Below are 25,854 nucleotides of genomic sequence, written 5' to 3'. Positions count from 1 at the left end.
TGTACGTCTGAGCGTTTTATGTACGTGGTGTGCCGTGTACATAAAACGCTCAGACGTACATGAGGTTTTACGAGGTGCGTCAACGGCTGAGCGGCGCTTGGGTCCAGATCTTTGGTGCCTGCCACAGCCACGGAAGGTAGCGCCTGGTCAGCCCCCACAGCGCCAGGGGCACAACCACACCTGCAATAGTTCCCAGCAGAAGATGAAGTATGGGGTCTGTCAGGCCGATCTTCGACAAGGCAATGCGTACCCCGGCCGTGGCCAGGGTGTGAGCAAGGAAAATCTCCAAAGAATGTACGCCAACATAGGCCAAGGTCTCAGAGACTACTGCCACGCGCGAAAGCAGAGCAGAGGCAGCAACAACAGCCCCGACACCCAGGCAGGTTGCGAGCACACTCACCGCAATATTGGGAACCGTCCGCTCTAACTTCGAATAGGTGGGACCTGCAGCAGGAGTCATCACCATGAGAAGCAGCCAGGCCACCGTGGCGGCAAGAAACACAGGCAGCTCATGCCACACGCCGAGCCTTCCGCGCAGCCGCTGGAAAGCAGAAAGGCCCACGCAGGCAGCGATGACAAAGAACGCTGTTAAACCGTGCCCCTGTAAGAAAATGACGGGCCCAAACCAGCCCCAGGCCGCTAGGCTCAGCGCCATAGAAACGAGGACCGCACACGCCGCCCTCGCCCTCGTCAACCATGGACGCCACAGGGCAACAACCAGACTGCACACAGCAATCCACGGAAAAAACCACATGTGATTCTGAGGTTGAGATAGGTTCAGGACTGTCGCCCAATCTTTCCCGTGGTTGACACTGCCAGAAAACACCACCTGCAACGCGCCTAGAGGCAGGCTCCACAGGACGTACAGCCAGGTGAAGGTCACCAGACGATGCCGCAGGTAGGGGCCAACGCCTCGTCGATCAACAGCGCCCGCTACCAGCAGGCCAGCCGCAACAGCGAATACCGCCAAGTGGAAGGAATAGATCGCCCGATCCGCGAGCAGATACCCACCCCCGTCTTTGACGACAATGCCAGCATTACCAAGGCCACGCAGGACATGGCCAACAACAATGGCAATAATCGCTAAGCCTTTAGCAATGTCAAGGGTTGCGTCACGGGTACTCACAGGTGCAGTGTAACGGTCCTAAGGCGACAGGCGCGGCTATTCAACGAAAAATACCTCCGAGGGAGCACAGACGCCCGATACGAAGCGCCAATATCGTCCTTTTGCGAACAAAACCCGCACAGGCCAATCGCGGTCGGGCGCGCTGAGCGCTACCCTTGAACAGTATGCGTGCCTTGGAGAAACGATAGGCGCACCGGACAGTAGGAGAAGACTCAGCATGAGTGACCTCACCCCCATTGACCCAACCATGACCCCCGCGTGGGAGGCCCTCGACCTGCGTGCCGACACCTTCGACCCTGACCTGCGCGAATGGTTTGCCGCCGACCCTCAGCGCACCCAGAAGTGGACGCTCAGCGCCGCCGACCTCTACGTTGACCTCTCCAAGAACCTCATTGACGAGGACGTCCTCGACGACCTTCTTGCTCTAGCCGAACAGACCAATGTTGCCCAGCTGCGTGACGCCATGTACGCCGGCGAACACATTAACGTCACCGAAGACCGCGCCGTCCTCCACACCGCGCTGCGTCGTCCCGCCACCGACACGCTCATGGTTGACGGTCAGGATGCCATCGCAGACGTTCACGCTGAGCTGGCCAAGATGTATGCCTTCGCTGAGCGCGTCCGCAGCGGCGAATGGGTGGGCATCACCGGCAAGCCCGTGGAAACCGTTGTCAACGTTGGTATCGGCGGCTCCGACCTGGGTCCCGTCATGGCCTACGAGGCTCTTGCCCCCTACGTTCAAGAGGGCCTGAAGTGCCGCTTCATCTCCAACATCGACCCCACCGACGCTGGCGAAACCACCAAGGACCTTGACCCGGAAACCACGCTGGTTATCGTCGCCTCCAAGACCTTCACCACCCTGGAGACCATCACCAACGCCAAGGTCGTGCGCGAATGGTTCCTCAACGCGCTGCGTGAGCGCGGCCTGGCCACCGACGAGGCTTCCACCGCTGAAGCGATCTCAAAGCACTTCGTGGCCGTGTCCACCGCCCTCGATAAGGTCGCTGAGTTCGGTATTGATCCCGCCAACGCTTTTGGCTTCTGGAACTGGGTGGGCGGCCGCTACTCGGTGGACTCCGCCGTCGGCACCGCCCTCGCCATTGCGATTGGCCCCGAAGGTTTCGCTGACTTCCTGGCTGGCTTCCACGCAATGGACCGCCACTTTGCCGAGGCTCCCGCCCGTGAGAACGTTCCGCTTATTATGGGCCTGCTCAACGTCTGGTACGGCAACTTCCTGGGCGCTGACACCCACGCCGTCCTGCCCTACTCCCAGTACCTGCACCGCTTCCCGGCCTACCTGCAGCAGCTCACCATGGAGTCCAACGGCAAGTCCGTGCGCCGCGACGGCACCCCCGTCACCTACGACACCGGCGAAGTCTTCTGGGGTGAGCCTGGCACGAACGGCCAGCACGCTTTCTACCAGCTTATCCACCAGGGCACCCGCATGGTTCCCGCCGACTTCATTGCTTTTGCTAACCCGGCATGGCCGCTGGCTGACGGCGACGCTGACATGCACGAGTTGTTCCTGTCGAACTTCCTGGCCCAAACGAAGGCTCTGGCTTTCGGCAAGACCTCAGAGGAGGTGCGCGCGGAAGGCACCGCTGAAGAGATCGTCTCTGCCCGCGTGTTCACCGGCAACCGCCCCACCACCTCGATTATGGCTCCCTCACTGACCCCCTCAGTGCTGGGCCAGCTCATTGCCCTGTACGAGCACATCACCTTCGTTCAGGGTGCAGTGTGGGGCATTGATTCCTTCGACCAGTGGGGCGTGGAGTTGGGCAAGGTCCTGGCAAAGCAGATTATGCCCGCTATTGAGGGCGACGCCGCTGCTCTGGCAGCGCAGGATCAGTCGACCCGCGCCCTCATTGAGTACTACCGCAAGCATCGAGGCTGACAGCATTGAGCGAGGCACTGTAGCTGAGCGAATGTCATAACGAAGCGGCCGCTTCCCCGGAGAGTGACAGGAGGGGAGGCGGCCGCTTCGTAACATGAACACCTAACGCGCCGTTGAGTCAGGTGTTCACGGTGTGACCGGCCAGAAGGAGAAGCGGAAAATCAGTTCCTCTCCCGCTGGCAGGCAGTATTCGGGATGGGTGCGGGCTCCCCAGGAGTTGTCACCGCCCACCCCTCGACGCATCAGGGCCGGGCGCACCCAGGTGGAGTGGGCGGGTGGCAGCTCAGTGGGATGGGTGGCGTTCTCGACCTCGAAGGGGCTCCACGGCAGGGCAGAAAACTCCATCCCGAACACGGGCGTGTCAAGCTCGCTGCGCCCCCGAACCGGCCAACCCTCGCAGGAAAAGCCGATGCCAACACCGTCCGCGTCACTCAGGGTTGCCCAACGGACCTGCGTGTGAGAGCCACATTCTTGCGGGCGAATGTATCGGGCGAATTGTTCGCTCACGGTCGATTCCCACACATCCAGCAGAGCCCCCTGCTGGCGGTCAACATAGGATTCAGCGGGGCCGTGCCCATACCAGCGTAGGCGGGAGTAGTCGGCTGGAATCTGGAAGAGCATGCCGAACTCTGGTGGGGTGCCCATGTCTGTGCTCGGCGTCAGACGCTGGGTGACCTCTACCCGGCCGTCGGCCCAGACCTCGTAGTCGATACTGCAGGACGAGGTCGGCCGCGTGGCCAGGTCGAAGGTGGCGCGCACCGTCACGCTGTGCTCGCCGTGCTCCACGTTCAAGCCGTCAATACCGCCGCGTAGAGTGGCGTAGCGGCTGGCAAGCAGCCACTGGCCGTCCTCTGCGGGGGCGCCCCAGCCTCGTTCATTGGAAGTGGGCGCATGCCAGAAGTTGGCGTGGGGTGGGCGGGTGAGCAGCTCACGAGGGGAGTGAGGGCCTGCCTGCGAATCCTCCACACGGAAGGAGACAAGCTGGCCGCTGACCCGAGAAAAGAGCAGGGCAAATCCTTCACCTTGAACACCAATGTTGTGAATACCCTCAATGACGCGCAGCGGGTGAGAGGCGGTGGTGCTCTGGGGGAATGAGGAGGCTGTGGTGGAGGCTTCTTCGCCAGAGGCCGCCTGCGTGAGCGTAAAGACCTGCTGATCCCACGCCACAGCGTGACCAGCCTCAGCCCAGGGCGAGGTTGTGCGGGTACGCCAAGTGACAGTCACCGTGTACTCGCTGCCAATGCTGCCGCGACCATCGCCAACACCGCTGCCGCCAGTGTGTGGTACGTCGCTAGCGTCGGCCATTTTCTCCACCAGCGACCAGGGCAGGGGATAGGTGCGCGTACTTTCAGGGGCAACATCTGTGGCAACCGTTGTCTGAGCAATGACCTGGCCTTCGCGAGCGAGCCTCAGCTCACAGTCAAAAGCAGCCGAGGAAGTGAAAAGGTACTCGTTCGTGACCGTGAAGGCATTCTCATCAATGCGCGTACGCAGACGCTGATACACATGCTGAACAGCCTGCATGAACGGCTTGGGCGTGTGATCAGCGTAAAAGATGCCATTTCCACTGAAGTCGCCATCGTGGGGGCGATCCCCAAAATCGCCACCGTAAGCGTCATAGGCCCGCCCAAAACGATCACGAGCAGGTAGAGCCTGGTCAGCGAAATCCCAGATGAACGCACCGTGGAACAAAGGCTCAGTGCGGGCAAGATCCATGTACTTATCCACCGCGCCAAAAGAGTTCCCCATCGTGTGGGCGAACTCGCAGAGGATAAACGGCTTCTCACGATGAGTGCGGAGGTGCTCTTCAATGTCAGCCGCACTGGTGTACATCTGCGAGGTAACATCCGTTGTGTCAGGCAGACGCGGGTCATAGTGCACGCCCTCGTAATGAACCAGGCGCCCATCAACGCTGCGGAAGTAGTCGGCAACGGCCAGCAGGTTCCCACCACCCAAGGACTCATTTCCACATGACCACATGAGGATGCTCGGATGGTTGCGATCACGCATGAGCATGGAACGCGCCCGCGACAGCAGGGTGTGAGTCCATTGCGGGCGATCCCCTGGGGTGGCCTGTGAAAGAGGCAGGTCATGGAAACGGATCTCATCCCACAACCCGTGGGATTCAAGGTTCATTTCATCAATGACATACAGGCCCAGCTCATCACACAGACGGTAGAAGCTACTGCTATTGGGGTAGTGGCTTGTGCGCACCGCGTTCAGCCCGTAAGCCTTGATCGCCAGCAGGTCAGCACGGATGGCAGCCTCGTCCATGACGCGACCCTGCGGACCAAACTCGTGCCGGTTCACCCCGCGGAACACCAGTCGTTTGCCATTAAGCAGCAGCAGGCCGTCAGCGCTCTCAAAGCGGCGCACGCCCACGGGTTGGCGCACATACTCGCAGACCTGTCCGTCAGAGGCGGCCACGGTAATGTGCAGCGCGTAGAGGTGCGGGTCCTCCTCGCTCCACAGGTGCGGGGTGTCGAGGTCAAGCGCGTAGAAGAGCGTGCGGGTGGGCACTGGCGCGCTGGGGATCGCTTCCGGCAAGGCCGACGCAGCCGCCACCTGCGACAGCAGTCCAGCAGCGTGAGCCTCCTCAGCCGAAATCAACGCGGCCTCACCCACCCCCTCACAATGGACGCGCGCCTCGCCCTCGCCCTGCACTGTCAGAGCCAGGAGAATACGGGCGCGCACGGCATCATCCTCGCCCCACTCCACGGGGGTGAGAACCTGTAGATCCTCTACATGCGCTCGCGGGCGTAGGCGCAGCTCCACATCGCGGAAGATCCCGCTGAATCGGAAGAAATCCTGGTCCTCAATCCAGGATTGAGCCGACCACTTGAACACCTTGACGACTAACGTATTGGTGCCCGGCACCAGCAGATCAGTCAGATCGAACTCTGAAGGCGTGAAACCATCGGTTGCCCAGCCCACGAAGCGGCCATTCAGCCACAGTGAGAAGGCACTTTCCACGCCGTGGAACACAATGCTCACGCGATCTGTGCCGTTGAGGCCGCCCTCGAAAGTCGTGGCGTAACACCCCACAGGATTGAAATCGACGGGTGCGTGATCGCGGGGCACATCCTCGTTGCCATCCCAGGGGTACTGGGTATTGACGTACTGGGGGCGGTCGTAGCCGTGCAGTTGAATGTGGGCAGGAACGGGCAGGTCATCCCAGGAACTGTGGTCGAACTCAGGGGACTCACACCCTGTGGGAATAAGCGTGGGGGAGGGGGCGTAGTGGAACTTCCATGTGCCGTTCAGGGAGCGGATGAACGACGAGGCGCCTGCGTCGGCCTCGTCGCGGGAGGCGTAATACAGGTGGTCCGAGTGGGGAAGGAGGGTGCCCTCAGCGTAGTAGCTGGGGTCTGTCAGGCCACGTTGCTCTGACGGGTGGAGAAGGGCGAGAGGGGAGGAGGGATCGCGGTGAGAGGTCATTTGATTGCTCCTGTAATGCCCTCGGTGAAGGCGCGCTGCAGGATAAGGAAGACGACCATGGCGGGCAGTGACGCGATAAGGACCGCGAGCATGAGCACGCCGTAGTTCGTGGTGTAACCAGCGGACAGGTTGGAGATCAGCATGGGCATGGTTTGGTAGGCGTTGTCGACCAAGATGACACGCGGCCACAGGAAGTTATTCCACGCTGCCATGAAGGTGATGACCGCTGCCGCAGCGTAGGTCGAGCGCATGGTGGGGATGTAGATGCGTGCAAAGATTGCGATCTCGCTGAGCCCGTCAAGACGCGCAGCTTCAAGAACTTCATGAGGGAAGGAACGCGAGGCTTGGCGGAAAAGGAGGATAAGGAACGGGGTGGCGATGGTGGGAAGGATGACCGCCCAGATGGAGTTCACCAGACCGTTCTTGGCGAAGAGCTGGAACAGGGGGATCATTGTGGCCGCGAAGGGGATCATCATGGCCAGCAGCAGGATCGACATGAGCAGGTCTTTGCCGCGCGAGTGGTAGATTTCGAAGCCGTAGCCAGCGATGGAACATACGGCGAGGGAAAAGACGGTGGCGAGGATAGCGTTGACCGCTGAGTACCACATGGCGGAGGCGACATCTTGCTGGGCAAGCAGGTCTGAGAAGTTTGCCAGGAGGTTACTACCCGGGAGCATATGAGAGGCCAGCACGTCTTGGCTGGTGTGGGTAGCGCTGACAGCCATGTAGTACAGGGGGAATACCGAGAAGATTGAGAAGATCGTCAGGGTCAGGTATCCGGGGATTTGGCGCAGGTACTTAGTCACGCTTGTCACCGACCTTCATTTGGATGAATGCCAAGATGGCTACCAGAATCAAAATCACATAGGAGATGGCGGCCGCATAGCCGAAATTGGGGTTCTTCAGGAAGGAGAGCTCGTAGAGGTAGTGGGACATGGTCATCGACGTGTAGGCGGGGCCGCCCTTGGTCAGGTTCCAGGACTCGTCGAAGAGCTGCAAGGTGCCATTGGTGGACATGATCGCGGTCAGAAGGATCATTGGCTTAAGCTGCGGAACAGTCACATACCAGAAGGTTTTGAAGGGGCCGGCGCCGTCAATGCGGGCGGCTTCAAGGGTGGAGCGGTCAATGGTTTGCAGGCCGGCTAGGAAGAACACCATGTTGTAGCCGGTCCAGCGCCACAGCAGACCCAGGATGATGACGAATCGTGCGGTGTCGGGTTGGCCCAGCCAGTTAACGGGGGAGTCAATGAATCCAATGCTCATGAGGACGTCGTTGACGAAACCGTCGGTGGCGAACATGGTGCGAAACACCAGGGAGTAGGAGACGAGGGAAACCGCGCAGGGCAGGAAGATGGCGGTTCTCCACATGCTTTTCCACTTGAGGGTGGGATTGTTGAGCAGCACCGCCAGGATCAGGGCCAGGACCAGCATGATGGGCACCTGGATGATGAGGTAGATGAAGGTGTTTTTCAAGGTCATGAGGAAGATTTCGTCCCCCATGAGCCTTTCGTAGTTGAACCACAGTGGGTCAGCAAAGCTGAGTCGGGAGCCTCGGCCTGTCTTCATTGACAGGAGGAAGGCCTGCACCATGGGGTAGAAACTCATCACGGTGATGAGGATGGTGGCGGGCATGAGGAAGGCCCAGCCCACGAGGTTTCGCTTGCGGTTGAGAGAGGCGCGGGAAGGCAGTAGTGACCTGGAGGCGCCTGGGGTCGCTGTGCTCATATGAGGTCTCCGATGGAGGTGAGAAGGAAACTAAGCCAGATGTCCTGAGAGCAGGGGCTCCTGAGAAGCGGGTGCCCTGAAAAGAGGGGCTCGCCCTGCGCGGGGAGGCAGGGCGAGCCCGGGGGTTTACTTCATCGCGAACTCGACGGTTGCCTGAGCTTCAGCGAAGGCAGCCTTGGGGTCTTGACCGTTGATGATCTTGGTCAGTGCGGCTGAGACGGCGTCGCGCCCTTCGTAGTAGTACACGCCGGTATTGTTGGACGGCACCTTCTCACCGAAGCCAACGACATCAGCGTAGATGGCCTGGCCTCCGAAGAAGTCGTGGGGTGCTGCGTAGGCATCAGACTTGCCTGCGGGAATCCAGTTGGCGATAGCTCCTGAGGACGACAGGATCGTGTCGTAGAAATCAGTGGAACCTGCGAAGGTGGAGTTAAGGAAGTCAACGGCAAGATCGCGGTTGGCGTTCGAGCTGACTGCCCAGGATGAGCCGCCATTTGCGGTGTAGTTGGTTGCGCCGTCAATGCCAACGAGGGAGGGAACGTTGGTGACAGCCCACTTTCCGGCCTGATCCTTGGCAGTTTGGATCGAGGCAGAGATCCACACGCCGTTGAGGGTTCCGGCTGCGCCCCCGTTGACGAAGGCAGAGATGGACTCGTCCCAGGAGTTCACTTCGATGACGACACCTGAATCAATGAGCTTCTTGTAGGTTTCCGCAGCTTTGAGCAGGACGTTGTTGTCTGCGATAACGGGGTTTCCGTCCTTATCGAAGAGGGAAGCACCCGCGCTTTGCATCATCATCATGATCAGGTCTGAGCTGCCTGCGGTTGTAGCAAACATGGGCTTGCCGGTCTTTTCTTTGACGATGGTGCCCTTTTCGATGAACTGATCCCAGGTGATGTCAGTGAAGTCTTGGACGCTCAGGCCAGCCTCAGCAAGGATGTCGGTGCGTAGGGCAGTAATTGCGGTGCCGGAGTCGAAGGGGATGCCGTAGTTGATGCCATCAATGACGGAGTAGTCCACTACGGATGTGGGGAATTGGCTGAAATCAACGGGGGTGTCTTTAAAGTCCGAGAAAAGCTCGGGGTAGTTAATGACGTTCTTTTGGAAGGCGTTGTTCTGCATGAGGAAGATGTCAGGCAGATCGCTGAGCTGCTGGGACTGGGCGAGGGTGGTGATTTTTGCCTGGAGGTCGTCCCAGGGGACTTCCACAACGTTGAGTTGGAAGTCGGGATGATCTTTTTGGTAGACCTTGGCGGCTTCTTCCATGGCGTAGATGTTGAAGGCTGGATCCCAAGCCCAGACAGTCAAAGTGTTGCCGGAGTCGCCCCCGGCGCTGCCGGATGCGCCTGAGTCGGCGCCGCCTGAGCATGCTGCGAGGGTCAGTGAGAGGGAGAGGGTGGTGCCGAGGGCAAGGAGTTTACGAAGGGTGCTCATCGTCGAGCCCTTTCTTTGTCGTGCGCGGGGTGCGCGGTGTGGGGTGGTGCGTATTCTCATGCGCAATCTGTTGGGCTCCGTCGGGGAGGAGTCCGAATGTTTACGTAAACATAGGCTAGCTTCTCGATCTGCGTGGCGCACTACTCTGGTGTAACGATTGGGTAACAGACTTACGTTATCGCACCAAAAGCGGGGGGTTATCTGATGTGGAGTTCGCGGTCTCCTTGGGATGTTGTGTTCTTGGTCGAATGGTGACGTAAACATTTGGGCGCTTTGATAGGATGCTGCCATGCCCTCCCCTCAGCTCTCGACTTCCCAAATGCCTGGCCGACTCCCCGGCCCTCGCAGTGTCCAGAGCGCCTCGATCGCCGACGTTGCCCGACTGGCAGGGGTGTCGGCACAAACCGTTTCGAGGGTGTCAACGGGCGCGCAGAACGTTCGACCAGAAACCAAAGAGCGTGTCCTTAAAGCAATGGCTCAACTTGGCTATACGCCAAACCAGGCAGCTCGTGCCCTACGTGATGGCCGATTCAAAACCATTGGGGTGATTACGCAACAAGTCTCACGGACCGGCGAAGCCCTGATCGCTGCCTCGATTGTTGAAGCAGCAGCAGAAAAAGGCTACTCCATTAACCTTTTCCAGGTCGCACACCCCGAAACAGAAGAGCTCACCCAAGCGGGTCGGCGTCTTTCTCAGCAAAGCGTTGATGGTCTTATCATCATCCAGGCGGGGCAAGCCCAACCCGCAGCCCTGAATCTTCCCGCGAATATGCCTGTCGTCGCCTCAGACTCAGCATTTATTGATATCTACCCCTCCGTCGTCCATAACCAAGAACATGGTGTGAACGAGGCAATGCGCCACCTTCTTGACCTCGGCCATCAACGCATCGCCCACATCACCGGCCCTAGCGACTCGCGCTCAGCACTCCTGCGACGGGCCGTATGGCGGCGTAGCCTTGAAGAAGCAGGCTACCCCGCGCCAGATCCCTACCTGGGGGATTGGAGCGCCGAAAGCGGCTACCATGCGGGAAAATCAATAGCCGAGGACCCTGCAGTGACGGCAGTATTTTGCGCCAATGACGAGATTGCCTTCGGCCTCATGCGAGCCCTTCATGATGCAGGTCGGCGCGTGCCTGATGACGTATCCGTCGTCGGATTTGATGGTATTGAACTCTCCGAGTTCTCCGCACCTGCTCTCACGACGGTTCGGCAAGATTTCCACTCTGTCGGACGTGAGCTTGTCGACCTCCTTCTTGAACAGATGCACCACCCCTCCCGCTCACATGCGCATCAGATAGCGCAGCGGGTGGTTCCCTCTGAACTTGTCATACGTGACAGCACGGCACAGCCTCGCGCGCTCTGACACCTGTCTGCCGCGCGAGAGTGCGTCGCCCTCGTCAATCGGCAGCGACCAGCGAACAATTATGCCGCAGGTCACGTCTGGGTGGGGAGGGGAGTAGGACCGCGTACCCTCCCAAAAGAGGCTTTGACAACGTACCCTTGAAGGGTCGTGTCCGGCGAGGGGCCATCCTCGTCGGCAGGAAATGCTCAGCGGCACTAAAACGGTGCCGCAGGAACTATCGAGGAGTTCATCACCATGGCAGAACCCCGCATTGTCACCGTCACCGGCGCTGCTGGCAATATCGGCTACGCACTGCTCTTCCGCATTGCCTCCGGCCAGGTTTTCGGCCCTGACGTCCCCGTCAAGCTCAACCTGCTGGAGATCACCCCCGCTCTCAAGGCTGCTGAAGGCACCGCCATGGAGCTTGACGACTGCGCATTCCCCCTGCTCAAGGGCATTGACATCTACGACGATGCCAACGCCGCATTCTCCGGCACCAACGCCGCATTCCTCGTCGGTGCACGCCCCCGCACCGCAGGCATGGAACGCGCCGACCTGCTCTCCGCTAACGGCGGTATCTTCGGCCCTCAGGGCAAGGCCATTAACGACAACGCCGCTGACGACATTCGCGTCCTCGTCGTTGGTAACCCTGCCAACACCAACGCCCTGATTGCCGCAGCCGCCGCCCCCGACGTACCGGCTTCCCGCTTCACCGCCATGATGCGCCTGGACCACAACCGCGCTATCTCCCAGCTCGCCCACAAGGTTGAGGCCGATGCTGCCGACATTAAGAACATCGTCGTGTGGGGTAACCACTCCGCCGACCAGTACCCCGATGTCTCCTACGCCACCGTCGCAGGCCGCCCCGCCTCTGAGCTGGTTGAAGAGCAGTGGCTCTCCGAGTACTTCGTGCCCACCGTAGCCAAGCGTGGCGCAGCTATTATCGAAGCCCGCGGCGCATCCTCGGCAGCTTCGGCAGCCGGTGCAGCCATTGACCACATGCGTGACTGGGTCCAGGGCACCCCTGCAGGTGAATGGGTGACCGCTGGTGTTGCCTCCGATGGCTCCTACGGTGTGCCCGAGGGCCTGATCTACGGTTTCCCCTGCACCTCCAACGGTGGCGAGTGGGAGATCGTCAAGGATCTGGAGATCTCTGCAGCTACCCGCGCAGGCATCGACCACAACATCGCAGCCCTCGAAGAAGAACGCGCCGCTGTGCGCGAACTCGGCTTCGTTAAGTGAGTGATGCCCTCCTGGATGACAGGCACAGCCCCATAGTAGGGTGCTGGCATCTTGCGGCTGGTCGTTGAAAAACCGATCCCGCACAGTCTCATCCAGGACTGCCTGATGCTCGAAGGCTGGTGGGGAGAACCAAAAGGTTCTCCCCACCAGCCTTTTTCTGTGGCTGTGGAGTGGGGGAGTGGGTGCGAGGAGGCTTCTGACGGTCTATCCTCCTAGCGCGCCGGGGGCAAAGTTCTTCGTCTCAATGCACCTTATGGCGCTGGGAGCCTTCTGACTGGGGGATGAAATCTACTCAACGGACTATCCCGAAAAGTCTCAATGTACCTTATGGCGCTAGGAGCCTTCTGATGGCAATGTTGGCGTTCTCTGCGTATCAGGAGTATTTGTCTCAATGCGCCTTATGGCGCTGGGAGCCTTCTGACCACTGCTCATGGCCGCTGGCGTGGACGTGAAAGTCATCGTCTCAATGCGCCTTATGGCGCTGGGAGCCTTCTGACCGGGTATTAACCTGAGTGGCAACGCGGTGATTCTGTCGAGTCTCAATGCACCTTATGGCGCTAGGAGCCTTCTGACGTCCGGCAAAGATGACATCGTCATCGAGAACCCGAAGTCTCAATGCACCTTATGGCGCTAGGAGCCTTCTGACCAAAGAAACTCACCCCACACGAAGGCACCACAACACGTCTCAATGCACCTTATGGCGCTAGGAGCCTTCTGACAATGAGAATGGACTGCTCACTACTAGGTTCTATTTTGGGTCTCAATGCACCTTATGGCGCTAGGAGCCTTCTGACCATCGGAGACGGGGACACACAGCTTCTTGCTTTACTGGTCTCAATGCACCTTATGGCGCTAGGAGCCTTCTGACAGGGAGATCGGTGTTGTTTGCATGGTGACAAACCGTAACGTCTCAATGCACCTTATGGCGCTAGGAGCCTTCTGACCCCCTCCCGAAAAACACCCCTTCTGACCTGCGGCTTTACTCACGTTTCCGCCACCGACCATAAACAGTGCTTTTCAACAGGCTCTGATAGGCCCTATTTAACCATAAAACCCCAGGTCAGAGCCACCCCGCCACCGACGGTGGTTTTCGCTTGTTCTCCGCCGACTTTGAACGAGGTTATGCGGAAAAGTCGCCCTTGCCTCGCCTTCGCCGTACTGAAAATTACAGAAAAATGGTCTGATGATTGGAGGGGATGAGGGTCGGGAAATCCCTAAAGGTGTCAGATGCAAGCCTAGAAGGTGTTGCTGGCGGCTTCGGGTTGCACCGCATGCGCCTGGTTGCACTAAAACACCCGGGCCTGGCGTAACACAAGCGACCAGGGAACACAGGTGCAACCAAGAGAGATAGGCGCGCCTAGAAGAAAAGGACGACAAACGACGTGAGGCACACGAGCATGCACAAGCGGGGAAAACCGCTCGCACACCCGCCATAGTGTGCCCAGGTCAGCTATGCAGGAGGCTCAATGCCCCTGACTGCTAGTATCACGCAACCAGGGGCGCGATGTAACCAAGTGGCATCACGCAACCAGGGGCGCGATGCAGCCAAGTAGCATCATGCAGCCAGTGCTCCCCTGGCCACTGCAAGCAGCAGGTGCATCACCAACCAAGAGGCGCGACGCACTCAGCCTTGCGCGACAGCCTCGCCCTTTGAGCGCGACATGAAGCGCACCCGATCCAGCAGGCCTTCGCGGGCCGCGACTACTGTGGGCACCAATGCCTGACCGGCAACGTTCACAGCCGTACGACCCATATCCAGGATCGGATCAACAGCCAGCAGCAGGCCAACGCCTTCCAGGGGCAGGCCCAGGGTGGACAGGGTCAGGGTCAGCATGACGGTCGCACCTGTCAGGCCGGCGGTTGCAGCCGAGCCGACCACGGCAACGAAGGCGATAATCAGGTAGTCGGTGATAGCCAGCTCAATGCCGAAGAACTGAGCCACGAAGATCGAGGCCACTGCCGGGTAGATGGCGGCGCAACCATCCATCTTGGTGGTCGCACCCAAAGACACGGCAAAGGAGCCGTAAGCCGGGTTCACACCGAGGTTATCCGAGGTGACCTGCTGCGTGACGGGCATGGTCCCCAGGGACGAACGCGACACGAACCCGAGCTGAATAGCCGGCCAGGCACCGCGATAGAAAGCCAGGGGAGAAAGGCCGTTTAGGCGCAAAACCACCGGGTAAATGACGCCGACAACGATCAGCAAACCAATGTAAACCGTCAGCACGAACCAGCCCAAGGACGCGACCTTATCCCAGCCGTAGGTGGCCACCGCATGCCCAATCAGACCGGCGGTGCCAATGGGGGCCAAGCGAATAACTCCCCACAGGACCTTCTGAAGCACCTTTAACAGGGATTCGACGATACCAATGAAAGGCTGGGCTGCCTCGCCAACCTTGAGTGCAGCAATACCAACGGCAATACCAATGACCAGAATCTGCAGGGCATTAAAGGACGGCGAGGCGGTGACAACGTCTTCCACCACGCGGGTTCGGACTTCCAAGCCCAGGAAGTTGCCCGGCACAAGTCCCTGCAGGAAGTCCGACCAGTGGCCCACGCGCGAGGGCATGTTGGCCGCGTCCTTCGTGATGGAGGTGTGCAGACCCGGATTAATCACAAGGCCCAAGATAATGCCGGTAATAACCGAGGCCAGGGCCGTGATAGCAAACCAGATGAGGGTCTTAACCGCCAGGCTCGCAGCGTTGGCCACACCCTTGAGGTTATTGATAGAGACCACCATTGCGGCAAAGATCAGCGGCGGCACAAGAGTTTTCAGAAGCGTAACGAAGCTGGAGCCAATCCAGTTCATGGTGGCAATCAGCCACGCGCCGCCGCCCTCGTTGGACTGAAGGTAAGAGGCAAGCAAGCCGAGTGCAATGCCGATACCCAGGCCCAGGAAGATCTGGACGGTGAAGGAGGGAAGGGGCAGTCTCTTGCGAGGACGAGATGAGGTTTCAGGGGCCGCTGGGGCGGTAGAGGTTGCAGACATGAGTGTTTCTCTCGTTTAAGGGTGATGACAGTAATCTTCCGGGAAAGTCAGGCTTTTCGCAGAGGATAAGTGCCCGTGGGGAGCAGAGGGGGAGGGGTGTGTTCCACGTCCGATTCCGCTGGGCAGTCATCGTGAATTGATGGACGAGGCCAGTGCCGCGTCCGGGAAAGCCGGTAAAAATGCGTTGGCATGTCCGGCCGGAAGTTCACCGCATAGTCGGCATGACGGGTGCCGGGCGGTGAGTGAGATGCTCAGGGTGAGCGTGAAGATCAGAAGCCGCTTTGACAGGAACACAGGCAGCAGCACATGTGGCGCAGTGAGTGCGTCCAGGAGTGCATGCGGGTCTGCATGAGAGTGTTCCCTTCAGGAGTGGTCAAAGTCGGTGTGTGAGGTGGGCGTTAATAGTGGTCAACGGCCCTACCTATCACAACAGTTCATAAAGGTAACAGTTCAATGCCCATGATGCCAACGGGTAAAGGTATGCGAGTGGTCAGTCGGATGTGACCACTCGTGGAAAACAGTGAGCGGGGCGGGCTACCCTAGGGCCATGACACATTCTTCAACCCTCGCGGCTGCGACGTCGGAAAAGCTTGTTCTCACCCTCTCATGCCCGGACCAGCCCGGTATCGTGCACGCGGTGACTGGCGTCATTACGCGTATTGGCGGGAACATCATTCAGTCGCAGCAATTCGGAGACCCCGACTCGGGGCTGTTCTTCATGCGCGTTGAGGTTGATTCGCCGGTGGGCCGTGAGCCGGTTGAAGAAGGAATGCGTGAAATTGAGCAGCGCTTTAGCGCCACATGGAATGTCGACCAATTGGGCCGCCCGCTGCGCACGGTGATTATGGTCTCACGCGAGGGGCATTGCCTGTCTGATCTGCTGTATCGTCAACGCTCCCAGGGGCTTCCTATCGAGGTTGTTGCCGTTGTAGGCAACCATCCTGATCTGGCCCCTGTCGCCCAGTTCTACGGGATTCCTTTCCTTCTGGTTCCTGTGACGAAGGAATCGAAACAGCGTGCGGAAGAAGAGCTGTTGACCCTCGTGCGTGCAGAAAATGTTGAACTATTGATTCTGGCTCGCTATATGCAGATTCTTTCAGAGAATGTGTGCGCAGAAATGGCGGGACGAATCATTAATATTCACCACTCATTCCTTCCGTCTTTTAAGGGAGCTCGCCCATATGCGCAGGCTCACGAAAGAGGCGTGAAACTTATTGGCGCAACTGCGCATTATGTCACTCCTGACCTTGACGAAGGCCCCATTATCGAACAGGACGTCACCCGCGTTACCCACGCCGACTCAACCGCCGACATGGTCGCATTGGGCCAGGACGTGGAAAGACGCGTCCTTGCTCAGGCCGTCCGCTGGCACTCTGAGCACCGCGTTCTAATGGACGGATCGCGAACAGTTGTGTTTTCTCGCTAGCCCAAAGTGATGGTGAGAGGCGCGGAAGTGTTTTACGCTGGAATTACTATGTCAGGCTACTTCCGCCCTCGACACTCACGAAAAAGGGGGAAGTAGCAGTCTAAGCAAAGGAAACGGCGTGATAATCGGCTATGTCCCCGGTGGATTCGACATGCTTCATGTTGGGCATCTCAATATTTTGCGTGCTGCACGGGAACGCTGCGATCGGCTCGTTGTTGGGGTCGCCACCGATGAATCCCTCGAACGCATGAAGGGACGACCACCCGTTATTCCCCTGCGCGAACGCTGTGAACTCATTGCTTCCCTCCGCTTCGTTGACGCTGTCGTTGTTGACCTTGACCAGGACAAGCGCCTGGCATGGAACCTCCAACCTTTCGATGTCCTCTTCAAGGGTGATGACTGGGAAGGCACTGAAAAAGGCGCTCGCCTCGAAGCTGAACTAGCTGAGGTTGGAGCGACGGTCGTCTACCTGCCGTACACCCCGTCAACCTCGTCAACGATGCTGCGTCGATTCCTCTCCGCCGCCGAAGTGGAAGAGGAAATGCAATCGGCACCCCCTGCCCACGAAGCCACTGAAGCAGCACAAGCCGGTGCAACCGTTGCTGCCACTGGAGTGGCACAATGAGCGCCCCCCTTCAACTTCCCGAGGGTGCCTCGTGGTTCGAGCATTTCCAGCAGGCCCGCGCCACCCTTGACGCCGCACAAAAACCAGGCAATGGTGTGCCCGCCTACACCCGCTGGGTGAACCGTCGCGCTGCGCGACTGATTGCATCCTTTGGTGCGGCCAGCCATATGACGCCCAATATGGTGACGACTATTTCTTTCCTCCTCTCTATAGGAGGGATGGTCCTCATGCTCAGTCAACCCCCTCACCCTCTTCAAGGCGTGGGCGTGGCAGTCCTATTGGCCCTGGGCTACATCTTTGATTCCGCCGACGGGCAGCTTGCTCGCCTCACCGGCCGATCCTCAAAGGCGGGGGAGTGGCTTGACCACGTCGTCGATGCCGTCCGCTCACCCGCTATCCATCTCAGCGTTGCGGTTGCGCTTACTCTTTACCAGCCGCACATGTGGTGGCTGGCCCTCGTTGCTCTTGTGTACGCGTTGATCACCTCTGCCCAGTTCCTGAGTCAGATCCTGGCCGAGGCTTTCGTGCGCGCGGCGGGACGGCCTCAAACACGCGGAGGCAACCTCCGCTCCTGGATTCTCCTGCCCACCGATCCTGGGACGTTGTGCTGGTCCTTCCTGCTGTGGGGCCTCGCATCAGAAGGGGCGGCTCACACGGTGACGCCTTTTGCGGTTCTCTATACGGCATTGGCAGTAATTGCTGTGGCTCATGCGTTGATGTCCATGCGTCGTCGCTATCGTGACCTGACCGCCCTTGATCGCAATGCCTGAACTCAGCATTCTTCTTCCCGCCCGCAATGCGGCTAGCACAATCGCTCAGGCCGTAGCTAGTACCCTACGCGCGATGCCCCGTGACGCTGAGCTCGTCATTGTGGATGACGGCTCGCAGGACGCTACCGCTCACGAGGCCACCGCTGCGGCTGAGCGCGCTGGTCAAGCAGGGAAGATGCGGATTATCCGCCACGAGGGAAGCGGGGGCGTCGCCCAGGCGCTTAATCTCCTTCTTGATGCCACGGATTCAGCGCTTGTGGCACGCATGGACGCCGATGATCAATGCCTGCCCTGGCGTTTCACGCGATCCTTAGCAGCCCTTCACGCTGGTGACGACATGGTTTTTACCCAGATCATCGAGACACGAGGCCGCCGCCTGTCACCCCAACCTCCGTTTGGCATTGCCCCGGAGGTCTTTGGTTTGCACCTGCTACTCACCAACCCTGTCTCTCACCCGACCATGCTTGCCAAGAGGGAGCTTTTGAACGCCCTGGGGGGCTATCGGCATGTGCCCGCTGAAGATTACGACCTATGGATGCGTGCCGCCCTCGCAGGGGCGAAAATACGCCGCCTGCCAGTGTGGGGGCTTCTCTACCGCATGCATGACACGCAGATCACGGCCTCATCGCAGTGGCGACGCGACTCCTGGGAGAGCCCGGAGCAGGCGGCCGTATTTGCTCAGCTGAGTGAGGGCCTCGTCGGGCGTCCCCTTGAACGCCTCGTGAGAATTGCCTCCATGCCGCCCGTGCAAAAAGCCACGGCTCTGGCTGAGTTTCACCGCGCACTTGTGCCCGCTATTGACCGCCACGATGGGGTAGCCGCGTGGCTTCTTCGCCGTAAGTTGAATGAGCGTCTGGCCTGGGCGCGATCCTACGTTCCAGCGGAGGACCGCGGACAGACACCACAGGGCGCGGCCAGGAATGAAGGGAGCGTTCCACCTGCTCCCCCTCGACCTCACATTGGCGCCTCCCCTGAAGGGGACGCCGAAAGTAGTGTTAACAGTGACGCCCGCGCCACACAGGAAGGTAGTGCGCAATGACCCTTTTGACCTTGCCACCCTCTGCCGGACCACGGGTTGTCAATAGAGTGCTGCACACCCGTTGGCGGGCCTTCACCATCACCTTCTTCGTGGTGCTTTTGCTCAGCGCCGCAGCGGTTACGGTGATCCCCCGGCAATACACGGCGTCAAACACCGTGCAGATCACGCCTTTGGGAGTGGAAACGCCTGTTCCTTCCCGCTCAGGTTCAGTGGATATGACCACCGAGGTTGAGCTTGTGCGCTCAGCTAAGACAGCCTCAAGTGCCCTGGAGCACCTCGGCTCGGGTTGGTATTTGGAAGACCTCATGGAAAATGTCAGTGTCTCCGCTGATCCGCTTGGCGCGGTGCTGACGATTTCGTGGACCGATCCCAATCCTGATCGTGCGCGTGCAGCCTCCGCCGCGCTGGCAAAGGCTTATCTGCAGGTGCGCGCTGAGTTGGCTCGCCTGCGCGCTCAGGCACTGCGTGAATCCCTTGATGCGCAGATCGACAGTCATCAGAACGAACTTAAAAACATTACGGAAAGCTCGCCAAGCGCCCAGGGGCAGCGTGATGCGATCTTTAGTGCGATTACAACGCTGGTGTCCCGCCGGGCAACCTTAGAAAACTACAATGCTCCGGCCGGTCAGATCATCACCCCGGATACAGCAGTTCCGCTTGTCATTGGCCCGTCCCGCGTCAAAATCATTGCCGCGTCCCTGCTCAGTGGTATTTTCTTAGGCCTTTTAGTGGTTCTTTTGCGAGAGAAAACCGACCCGCGTATCCGTGACGCGGCTCAGCTTGCCGAGATTGTGGCCGCCCCCGTTTGGGGCCCTGACCTGACAGGCGAGGGTGCTGTCCGCTGGTATGGTGCTGCCCGCATGGCCGTCCTAGCGGGTAAAGATCGCGGACGAGCCGCGCTTATTATTGATTCCACCGAGGCCGAAGCTGAACTGCTGATTAGCGCTGTCGCTGACGCAAACGCCGACCAGGGCAACGGGGAGGACCTTCTGGTGATTGATCTTCACGCGCCTCGCGAGAAGGTTTTGCGTTCCTTGGCGTATGCCGGACATGTCTCGATCGCCCCAGGTATTCAAATGCCGAGGGCTGAGGTGCGCCAGTTGGTTGACCAGATTGATGCCAGCGGCTGCCAGCTTATTGGCGCTTTCATCTTGCCACCCAAGTATTACGCCGACGGTAAAGACATGGTGGGTGTTGCCTCAACCGCTGATGAGCAGGGGGCCACGTCAGGCGGTGGCTCTCACGCTGCAGGCGAAGGCACCTACACCTTGGTTGTCCCCACAGACAGCTCCGCTCCTCGTCTGACCCCAGAAGAGTATGCGCAACTGCCTGACCCGCAGTTGGTTTTTGAACGGGCCGACAGCGGGGGAGAAGACGGCGTTGAAGAGGACATGTCGGATGCGTTGCCGTCCCATGAAGCAGAAGCAGTTGAGAATCCGGTGGAGGCACCTGTGAAAAGGCGCCCTTCCCCAACCGATCTGATTATCGGTGAAGATCGCGCTCCGACGGTGGCGATCATTCCCGGTCCTCACTCAAGCACGAACACTCCTGATTCGGGGGCACCACGTTCACAGGGGCCTGCCCACTAGGACACACGACACTGACGAGAACTCACGATCCCCCGTGGCAGGGCACCCCTTGCTACCGTCGATGGTTCGCCGTTCTTGGTGGCACCACTCTTTCCCAAGGAGGCATCGCGCAATGATCTTTCCTCGCAGGAATACGTCGCGTTCACTTCCCAGCACCAGTGAGCTTTTCCGCGCCTACGGGTCTGCCCGCGGCCGTCAAAAGCAGGTAGAGGAAGAAGAAGGTGCCATTGCAGAAGGCGCTCTCATTGCCCACTACGAGGACGAGCGCGATCTCCACGTCCTTGTCGGCAGCGAGGCCGACCCGCGCGCCCTCGTCCTCGTGCGTAGTGAGGGCCGCAGCGCCCGCATTATTGACTGCGCCCCAGCGGCATCTTTGTCAAGGATCTTGCGAGAGCTTCCGCCGGTGATGGTCAAACCTCGGGCCTGGAGGGAAGGCGCTGGCGCCACGCTGAGCGCAACAGTGGTCATGTGTACCATGGGCACATCCCCCTATCTGCGTCGAGCCGTCACAGCCGTCCTCGCCCAAGAACACAATGACTTCGACGTCTGCGTGGTCGATAACGACCCAGCGTCAGGGGCAACGCACGCTGCCCTAGCAGACATTACCGACCCCCGCCTGAGCATCATTTCCGCACCGCGCCCCGGCCTATCACGAGCACGCAATCGGGGGGTGCTCGCTGCACGCGGTGAGATTATCGCCTTCACCGACGATGATGCTTTCGTTGACCCCCAGTGGTTACGCGCCCTGTGCGATCCCTTCGCCTCCGACCCGAATCGGCGCATCGGTGCCACCACAGGCATTGTGCTCCCGGCCGAGCTCACCCACCGCACACAACGCTGGTTTGAAGCCCGCGGTGGTTTTCCTAAGGATCTGACGCCACGGGTGTGGTCTTTACGCGAAGAACCGACCCTCGCCACTTTTGGAGAGGCTGGTGAGGGTGGCCCGCTCTACCCGGTAACCACCGCCCGCGTGGGGGCTGGCGTCTGTATGGCTTTCCGCGCTGATGTCCTGCGCGAGGTCGGACCTTTTGATCCCTCACTGGGGGCAGGAACCCTCACCCGCGGCGGGGAAGACCTCGACATGTTTGCCCGCGTCTTGCGCGCGAACTACGCAATCATCCACACCCCTGATGCAGTCGTCCACCACGTCCACCGCACAGATTTTGAAGGGCTTGAACGCCAAATCCGAGGGAACGGTTCGGGCATGGCAGCGCTTCTGACAAAGTCCGTGTGGGAACGTCCCTCATCCCTGGTATTGCTCGCCTCGCGTGCCTTGAAGGTTGCCCGACGCGTCGCCCCCGGCTCCGAACGTGTGACAGGCACCGATCCTGATGTGCCCGCTTCGCTCACGCATGAAGAAATCCGCGGGTTCCTTGAAGGCCCCCTGCTGTACGCGCGTTCTCGTACACGAGCATCTCGGATGGAACGCCAGCAGCGTCGACGCTATCAGGCGGCATCATCACGTCAGGAGCGAGCATGACGCAGCAGGCGGGGGGAGTTCTACGTGCCCGTGAGGAGCGCCTGAGCGCTTTACAAGAAGGCCGCGACCATGGCGGTCCCTATGACAACGGACGCGGACATCGCGCGACGTTGATGGCCGCATGGCCTTTCCATGTTGCTTTTGCCGGATACTTCATGTGGTGGCTGCTGGGGCCAGGGGACATGGTGTGGCTTGTTGCAGCCCTCATTATGGCAATGTACTGGGTGGGCGCTCGCGGTTTTACTTTCCCCCAGGGTGCTTTACTGTGGGCGCTGTTTCTTGTGTGGGTCGTTGTCTCATTGAGCATGATTGACTCCACCGGACGTATGGTGGGTGCCCTTTATCGACTGTTACTTCTGATAGCCGCCACTGTCATTGGACTTCACGTCTACAACGCGCGCCGCTCACTGTCATTACGGGCAATCAGCGCAGCAATGACGCTATTCCTTCTGGCGGTCACTGCAGGGGGTTTCCTGGCGATGGCCCAACCGGATCTGGTGATCCACACGCCTATGGCCTACATTGTCCCCTCCTCACTGCTGAACAATGAACTTGTTCGTGACATGGCAATTCGCCACACAACACAGTGGGACCCGACGCTGCTGGTGCAAGGTGAGCCTCGCCCGTCAGCACCTTTTCTTTATGCCAACACCTGGGGAAATATTTTTTCCCTCCTGCTGCCTATGTCTCTTCTGCATGCGCGGATGGAATGGGATCGGCGCTCAATGTGGCGGTGGCCGGTCACGCTTTTGTGTGTCCTCTCGACCATCCCTGCTGTATACACCCTGAACCGAGGCATGTTTGTGGGACTGGGGGTGGTTGCGCTGTGGGTTGCTTTCCAGTCCCTGCGTGAAGGTCGATGGAAAGGTGTTGTCATTGGTGCTGGACTTATCGTGGTTGCCAGCGCAATGTGGGTGGTTTCTCCGGCAGGAACAGCTTTCTTTGAGCGTCTTGAGACGACAAAATCAACGGTTGACCGTTTTTCCCTGTACTACATGACGCTCGCTGAGCTGACAGAGTCGCCCTTACTTGGTTTTGGTGCCCCCCGCCCTTCACCCTTCCCGTGGTTACCGTCTTTGGGCACTCAGGGACAGTTCTGGACCGTCCTGTTCTCTCATGGCTACGTCGGAGCAGTCCTGTTTATGGGCTTCTTGGTTGTTAGTTTTGTTATTGCTCTCAATCGGACCGATCTAGCAGGCTCGGTGTATGCCGGAGTCGTTTTGGCAACGATTGTTGAGACCATGTACTACGGCATGACAACCGGCTTGATTGTCACAATGGTCGCAATTGCGGTTCTTACTCGCGGTGATGCTTTACCTGATCCTGTGGTCAGCATTCGGGGTTCTCGGGGAAGGACTGGTGTGTGACCTTCCACTTTCCGTCAATGAACTCCAAATCAAAGAGGAAACGTGAACGAGTCGGGGCCTGCTCATCAGAGACCTCACTCCCGTTCTCGTCAAGAACGCGGACATTACTGGAGTCAACACATGCGAGGACCTGCATAGTGGTTCCGGTGTCTCCCACCTTAAGAACTTGCACGTCAGAGACCTCGGGCTTGCCCTCCTGGGTGTATCCCAAGAGATTCCATTCCTCCGCTGTTGCTTGCAGATCCTCAAGGGCTGTATTAGCCAGGGAATCACCTGGATCAAAGGTGTCGGCGGGCGCAGCAAGGACCTCTGCAGTGCGAGAGAACGCATGGTCAATGGCATCCGTTGGAATAGTGACATCAATGGAAGCGGTGTTCTTTTGTGCATGTGCCAAGGGAGCCCCATCCGCCGATTGTGCCGACTGGGCAGAATCGGCAGATTCTGGGCGATCAGCACCCGAGGGAGCGGATTCAGCCTGGGTGCTTTCGCCTGAACGGAAGAGGACCATGCCAGCGGCCAGAAGGAAAGCCAGAGTTGCGCACAGAGCAATGAAGATTACAGCTTTACTCAGTGATGTCAGGGTCTTCTTCATTGCGGGCCTCTCTTCTACCTTTGGGATCGCCTGTTCTCTACTGTCGAGCATATCTTGCTCACCCTCCGCTCCACAGCAAAACATCAACAAAGAACAACACGGTACGCGTCACATTGCCGACGCATCGCAGGTTGAGGGACATATTGCAGGAGTAACCCTCCCGCACAGAGCAGGGGAGGGAATAGTACGGTAATGCAACAACCTGATTCACCACACGTCAATACGACTCCCGCGACGGGAAGAGTTCGAGAAAACGGGCGGCCCTCCGCTCCGACACAGGCGAGGCGAGGCCTTGCCCGAGGAGGTGCGCTTGGCTTTATAGGTGCCGCCCTCAGCGCGATCTTAGGTTTTGTCCTCACCATCGTGCTGACGCGCATGCTGGGCCGTGAAGGCGCTGGCGTCGTCATGCAGGCAACAGGCGTCTTTGGGATCGTCCTGGCACTGGCCAAATTTGGCCTCGACTCAACGGCGCTGTATCTCTTACCACGAATAAAGTCAGATGATCCTTTGCGCATCCGTCCGATGCTGCATTTCATGGGAGCACTGGTCGTCACGATCGGCTGCGTGGCAGCCGCACTGTTATATTTCCTTGTGCCGCTTATCTGGCAGGGGAGCGATCTGGAATTGCAGCGCAGCATTCAAGCCGTCGCAGCTTTCATCCCGCTCGGATCGGGTGCACTTGTTGCAGCGGCAATGATGCGCGCCCTGGGGGGGATGAAAGCCTACGTCCTCATCCACAACATCACTTTGCCGGCTTTGCGCCCTCCGGCTGTTGCTCTGGCAGCACTAGCGGGAGCCTCGTGGGCGGTGGTCACAGCTGCTTGGGCGCTGCCTCTGATAGTGACGGTGGCGCTCTCGCTCTTTGTTCTCCACACAGTACTTCGACGTATTGAAGGCCAAAGCCAGCCCTTACCAGGTGAGGATTACGGCTTCTTCCCTGTAGGCGAACAGCGCCGTTTTCTTGTGGGCTTCGCTGTCCCGCGCACACTGTCTGCAGCTTTGGAACAGACCTTGGTATCGGTAGATATCGTCATTATTGGTGCGCTTGTAGGGTCGGGAGCGGCCGGCGTCTACGGTGGAGCGAGCCGCTTCATCCAAGCCGGCATGATTGTGGACTCGGCATTGCGGCTTGTTGTGGCACCGCGTTTTTCTGCCCTCCTTCATACGGGTAAGCGGGAGGAGCTCATTGACACCTATACGACGGCAACGATGTGGTTGGTCCTCTTCGCAACACCGATATACCTGCTCATGGCACTTTTTGCGCCCGTTTTTATGGGGGTTTTAGGGCCTGATTTTGTTGACGGCTCGATTGTGCTTGTTCTTTTGAGTGTTGGAGCCATTACGGCTTTTCTCGCGGGGAACATTCACTCGCTCCTCATCATGAGTGGGCGCAGCGGGTGGGCTGCAGCGAATAAAGCCGTCGTCGTTTTTGTTAATATCCTGGGAAATATCTTATTGGTTCCTGTGTATGGGATTGTGGCTGCTGCCTGCATATGGGCGGCATGCATGGTCCTTGATGCTCTGATGGCAGCTATTGAAGTCTCCCTCTTTCTGGGTGTTCCAGTTCCCTTGACCGCAGCCCTGGGGCCTCTCCTTCTTAATCTCTGCGTCGTCGGTCTTCCCTCGGCCCTTATTGCAAGCATCAATGGGCCCACGGTGGGGGCGTTTTTCGTTGCGATATGCGTCTCAATAATCGGCTTTTTCGTTGCCTGCGTCATGTTCAGAGAACGTTTACGTCTATCAGGTCTCATTCTGTTGAAGAATCCTCCGAACTGA

18 protein-coding genes and 1 CRISPR repeat array are annotated in these 25,854 nt (G+C 59.1%); of the genes, 11 read left to right on the top strand and 7 right to left on the bottom strand.

What is annotated here, in order from left to right:
- Positions 1-79 precede the first annotated feature (79 nt).
- Positions 80-1,126 carry an acyltransferase family protein gene (locus tag EII11_RS04625; protein WP_124869296.1) on the bottom strand — a complete coding sequence of 349 codons (1,047 nt, stop codon included), beginning with the start codon at positions 1,124-1,126 and terminating at the stop codon, positions 80-82.
- Positions 1,127-1,343: 217 nt separating this feature from the next.
- On the opposite strand from EII11_RS04625, the gene pgi reads away from it, so the two are divergent.
- Positions 1,344-3,020: a glucose-6-phosphate isomerase gene (gene pgi, locus EII11_RS04620; protein WP_124869293.1), complete on the top strand. Its 1,677-nt coding sequence runs from the start codon at positions 1,344-1,346 to the stop codon at positions 3,018-3,020.
- Positions 3,021-3,146: 126 nt separating this feature from the next.
- Here pgi and lacZ read toward each other — a convergent pair whose 3' ends face one another.
- The 4 genes from lacZ to EII11_RS04600 form a co-directional block, all read right to left on the bottom strand.
- The gene (gene lacZ / locus EII11_RS04615; RefSeq protein ID WP_124869291.1) at positions 3,147-6,458 is read right to left on the bottom strand and encodes a beta-galactosidase, LacZ type; all 3,312 of its coding nucleotides are present in this window, start codon (positions 6,456-6,458) and stop codon (positions 3,147-3,149) included.
- Entirely contained in the window at positions 6,455-7,273 is an 819-nt protein-coding gene (locus tag EII11_RS04610; protein ID WP_240623061.1) for a carbohydrate ABC transporter permease, read from the bottom strand. The genes lacZ and EII11_RS04610 overlap by 4 nt, the downstream gene beginning before the upstream one ends.
- Positions 7,257-8,183: a carbohydrate ABC transporter permease gene (locus EII11_RS04605; protein WP_124869289.1), complete on the bottom strand. Its 927-nt coding sequence runs from the start codon at positions 8,181-8,183 to the stop codon at positions 7,257-7,259. Before EII11_RS04605 ends, EII11_RS04610 begins: the two co-directional genes overlap by 17 nt.
- A gap of 126 nt (positions 8,184-8,309) precedes the next feature.
- Complete coding sequence (locus EII11_RS04600) at positions 8,310-9,617, bottom strand: ABC transporter substrate-binding protein (protein ID WP_124869287.1); 1,308 nt, start codon at positions 9,615-9,617, stop codon at positions 8,310-8,312.
- A gap of 289 nt (positions 9,618-9,906) precedes the next feature.
- Here EII11_RS04600 and EII11_RS04595 point away from each other — a divergent pair, with 289 nt between their 5' ends.
- Positions 9,907-10,980: a LacI family DNA-binding transcriptional regulator gene (locus EII11_RS04595; protein ID WP_338068035.1), complete on the top strand. Its 1,074-nt coding sequence runs from the start codon at positions 9,907-9,909 to the stop codon at positions 10,978-10,980.
- Positions 10,981-11,214: 234 nt separating this feature from the next.
- A complete protein-coding gene (locus tag EII11_RS04590; protein ID WP_124869284.1) occupies positions 11,215-12,201 on the top strand; it encodes a malate dehydrogenase in 987 nt (328 codons plus the stop codon).
- 238 nt (positions 12,202-12,439) lie between these two features.
- A CRISPR array of direct repeats spans positions 12,440-13,145; the repeat unit is 37 nt; unit sequence GTCTCAATGCACCTTATGGCGCTAGGAGCCTTCTGAC.
- Positions 13,146-13,825: 680 nt separating this feature from the next.
- Here the strand turns inward: EII11_RS04590 and EII11_RS04585 are convergent.
- Entirely contained in the window at positions 13,826-15,190 is a 1,365-nt protein-coding gene (locus EII11_RS04585; protein WP_124869280.1) for a dicarboxylate/amino acid:cation symporter, read from the bottom strand.
- 547 nt (positions 15,191-15,737) lie between these two features.
- On the opposite strand from EII11_RS04585, the gene purU reads away from it, so the two are divergent.
- The 7 genes from purU to EII11_RS04550 all read left to right on the top strand — a co-directional run bounded on the left by purU (position 15,738) and on the right by EII11_RS04550 (position 23,486).
- Positions 15,738-16,616, top strand: a complete 879-nt coding sequence (purU, locus tag EII11_RS04580) for a formyltetrahydrofolate deformylase (RefSeq protein ID WP_124869276.1) — start codon at positions 15,738-15,740, stop codon at positions 16,614-16,616.
- Between the two features lie 151 nt (positions 16,617-16,767).
- Positions 16,768-17,241: an FAD synthase family protein gene (locus tag EII11_RS04575; protein ID WP_420820442.1), complete on the top strand. Its 474-nt coding sequence runs from the start codon at positions 16,768-16,770 to the stop codon at positions 17,239-17,241.
- Positions 17,238-18,011, top strand: coding sequence for a CDP-alcohol phosphatidyltransferase family protein (locus tag EII11_RS04570; protein ID WP_124869270.1), 774 nt, complete (start codon positions 17,238-17,240; stop codon positions 18,009-18,011). The genes EII11_RS04575 and EII11_RS04570 overlap by 4 nt, the downstream gene beginning before the upstream one ends.
- The gene (locus EII11_RS04565) at positions 18,004-19,050 is read left to right on the top strand and encodes a glycosyltransferase family 2 protein (protein ID WP_124869267.1); all 1,047 of its coding nucleotides are present in this window, start codon (positions 18,004-18,006) and stop codon (positions 19,048-19,050) included. The genes EII11_RS04570 and EII11_RS04565 overlap by 8 nt, the downstream gene beginning before the upstream one ends.
- Complete coding sequence (locus EII11_RS04560; protein WP_124869263.1) at positions 19,047-20,639, top strand: YveK family protein; 1,593 nt, start codon at positions 19,047-19,049, stop codon at positions 20,637-20,639. The genes EII11_RS04565 and EII11_RS04560 overlap by 4 nt, the downstream gene beginning before the upstream one ends.
- Positions 20,640-20,751: 112 nt before the next feature.
- Positions 20,752-22,119 carry a glycosyltransferase family 2 protein gene (locus EII11_RS04555; protein ID WP_124869259.1) on the top strand — a complete coding sequence of 456 codons (1,368 nt, stop codon included), beginning with the start codon at positions 20,752-20,754 and terminating at the stop codon, positions 22,117-22,119.
- Positions 22,116-23,486: an O-antigen ligase family protein gene (locus EII11_RS04550; RefSeq protein WP_124869256.1), complete on the top strand. Its 1,371-nt coding sequence runs from the start codon at positions 22,116-22,118 to the stop codon at positions 23,484-23,486. The genes EII11_RS04555 and EII11_RS04550 overlap by 4 nt, the downstream gene beginning before the upstream one ends.
- Here EII11_RS04550 and EII11_RS04545 read toward each other — a convergent pair.
- On the bottom strand, positions 23,449-24,078 hold the full coding sequence (locus tag EII11_RS04545) for a hypothetical protein (protein ID WP_124869253.1): 630 nt from the start codon (positions 24,076-24,078) through the stop codon (positions 23,449-23,451). The two genes, EII11_RS04550 and EII11_RS04545, sit on opposite strands and share 38 nt — an antisense overlap.
- 192 nt (positions 24,079-24,270) lie before the next feature.
- Here EII11_RS04545 and EII11_RS04540 point away from each other — a divergent pair, with 192 nt between their 5' ends.
- Positions 24,271-25,854: an oligosaccharide flippase family protein gene (locus EII11_RS04540; protein WP_124869250.1), complete on the top strand. Its 1,584-nt coding sequence runs from the start codon at positions 24,271-24,273 to the stop codon at positions 25,852-25,854.

Origin of the sequence: Schaalia canis, from assembly GCF_003858455.1 — a bacterium.
Classification (GTDB): Bacteria; Actinomycetota; Actinomycetes; order Actinomycetales; family Actinomycetaceae; genus Pauljensenia; species Pauljensenia canis.
This window is presented reverse-complemented; position numbering and strand designations above follow the sequence as displayed.

Bases quoted from the DNA above. Each gene is read 5' to 3' on its own strand.
- pgi (WP_124869293.1), top strand. From the start codon at position 1,344: ATGAGTGACCTCACCCCCATTGACCCAACCATGACCCCCGCGTGGGAG.
- lacZ (WP_124869291.1), bottom strand. From the start codon at position 6,458: ATGACCTCTCACCGCGATCCCTCCTCCCCTCTCGCCCTTCTCCACCCG.
- EII11_RS04605 (WP_124869289.1), bottom strand. From the start codon at position 8,183: ATGAGCACAGCGACCCCAGGCGCCTCCAGGTCACTACTGCCTTCCCGC.
- EII11_RS04600 (WP_124869287.1), bottom strand. From the start codon at position 9,617: ATGAGCACCCTTCGTAAACTCCTTGCCCTCGGCACCACCCTCTCCCTC.
- EII11_RS04595 (WP_338068035.1), top strand. From the start codon at position 9,907: ATGCCCTCCCCTCAGCTCTCGACTTCCCAAATGCCTGGCCGACTCCCC.
- EII11_RS04590 (WP_124869284.1), top strand. From the start codon at position 11,215: ATGGCAGAACCCCGCATTGTCACCGTCACCGGCGCTGCTGGCAATATC.
- EII11_RS04585 (WP_124869280.1), bottom strand. From the start codon at position 15,190: ATGTCTGCAACCTCTACCGCCCCAGCGGCCCCTGAAACCTCATCTCGT.
- purU (WP_124869276.1), top strand. From the start codon at position 15,738: ATGACACATTCTTCAACCCTCGCGGCTGCGACGTCGGAAAAGCTTGTT.
- EII11_RS04575 (WP_420820442.1), top strand. From the start codon at position 16,768: ATGCTTCATGTTGGGCATCTCAATATTTTGCGTGCTGCACGGGAACGC.
- EII11_RS04570 (WP_124869270.1), top strand. From the start codon at position 17,238: ATGAGCGCCCCCCTTCAACTTCCCGAGGGTGCCTCGTGGTTCGAGCAT.
- EII11_RS04565 (WP_124869267.1), top strand. From the start codon at position 18,004: ATGCCTGAACTCAGCATTCTTCTTCCCGCCCGCAATGCGGCTAGCACA.
- EII11_RS04560 (WP_124869263.1), top strand. From the start codon at position 19,047: ATGACCCTTTTGACCTTGCCACCCTCTGCCGGACCACGGGTTGTCAAT.
- EII11_RS04555 (WP_124869259.1), top strand. From the start codon at position 20,752: ATGATCTTTCCTCGCAGGAATACGTCGCGTTCACTTCCCAGCACCAGT.
- EII11_RS04550 (WP_124869256.1), top strand. From the start codon at position 22,116: ATGACGCAGCAGGCGGGGGGAGTTCTACGTGCCCGTGAGGAGCGCCTG.
- EII11_RS04545 (WP_124869253.1), bottom strand. From the start codon at position 24,078: ATGAAGAAGACCCTGACATCACTGAGTAAAGCTGTAATCTTCATTGCT.
- EII11_RS04540 (WP_124869250.1), top strand. From the start codon at position 24,271: ATGCAACAACCTGATTCACCACACGTCAATACGACTCCCGCGACGGGA.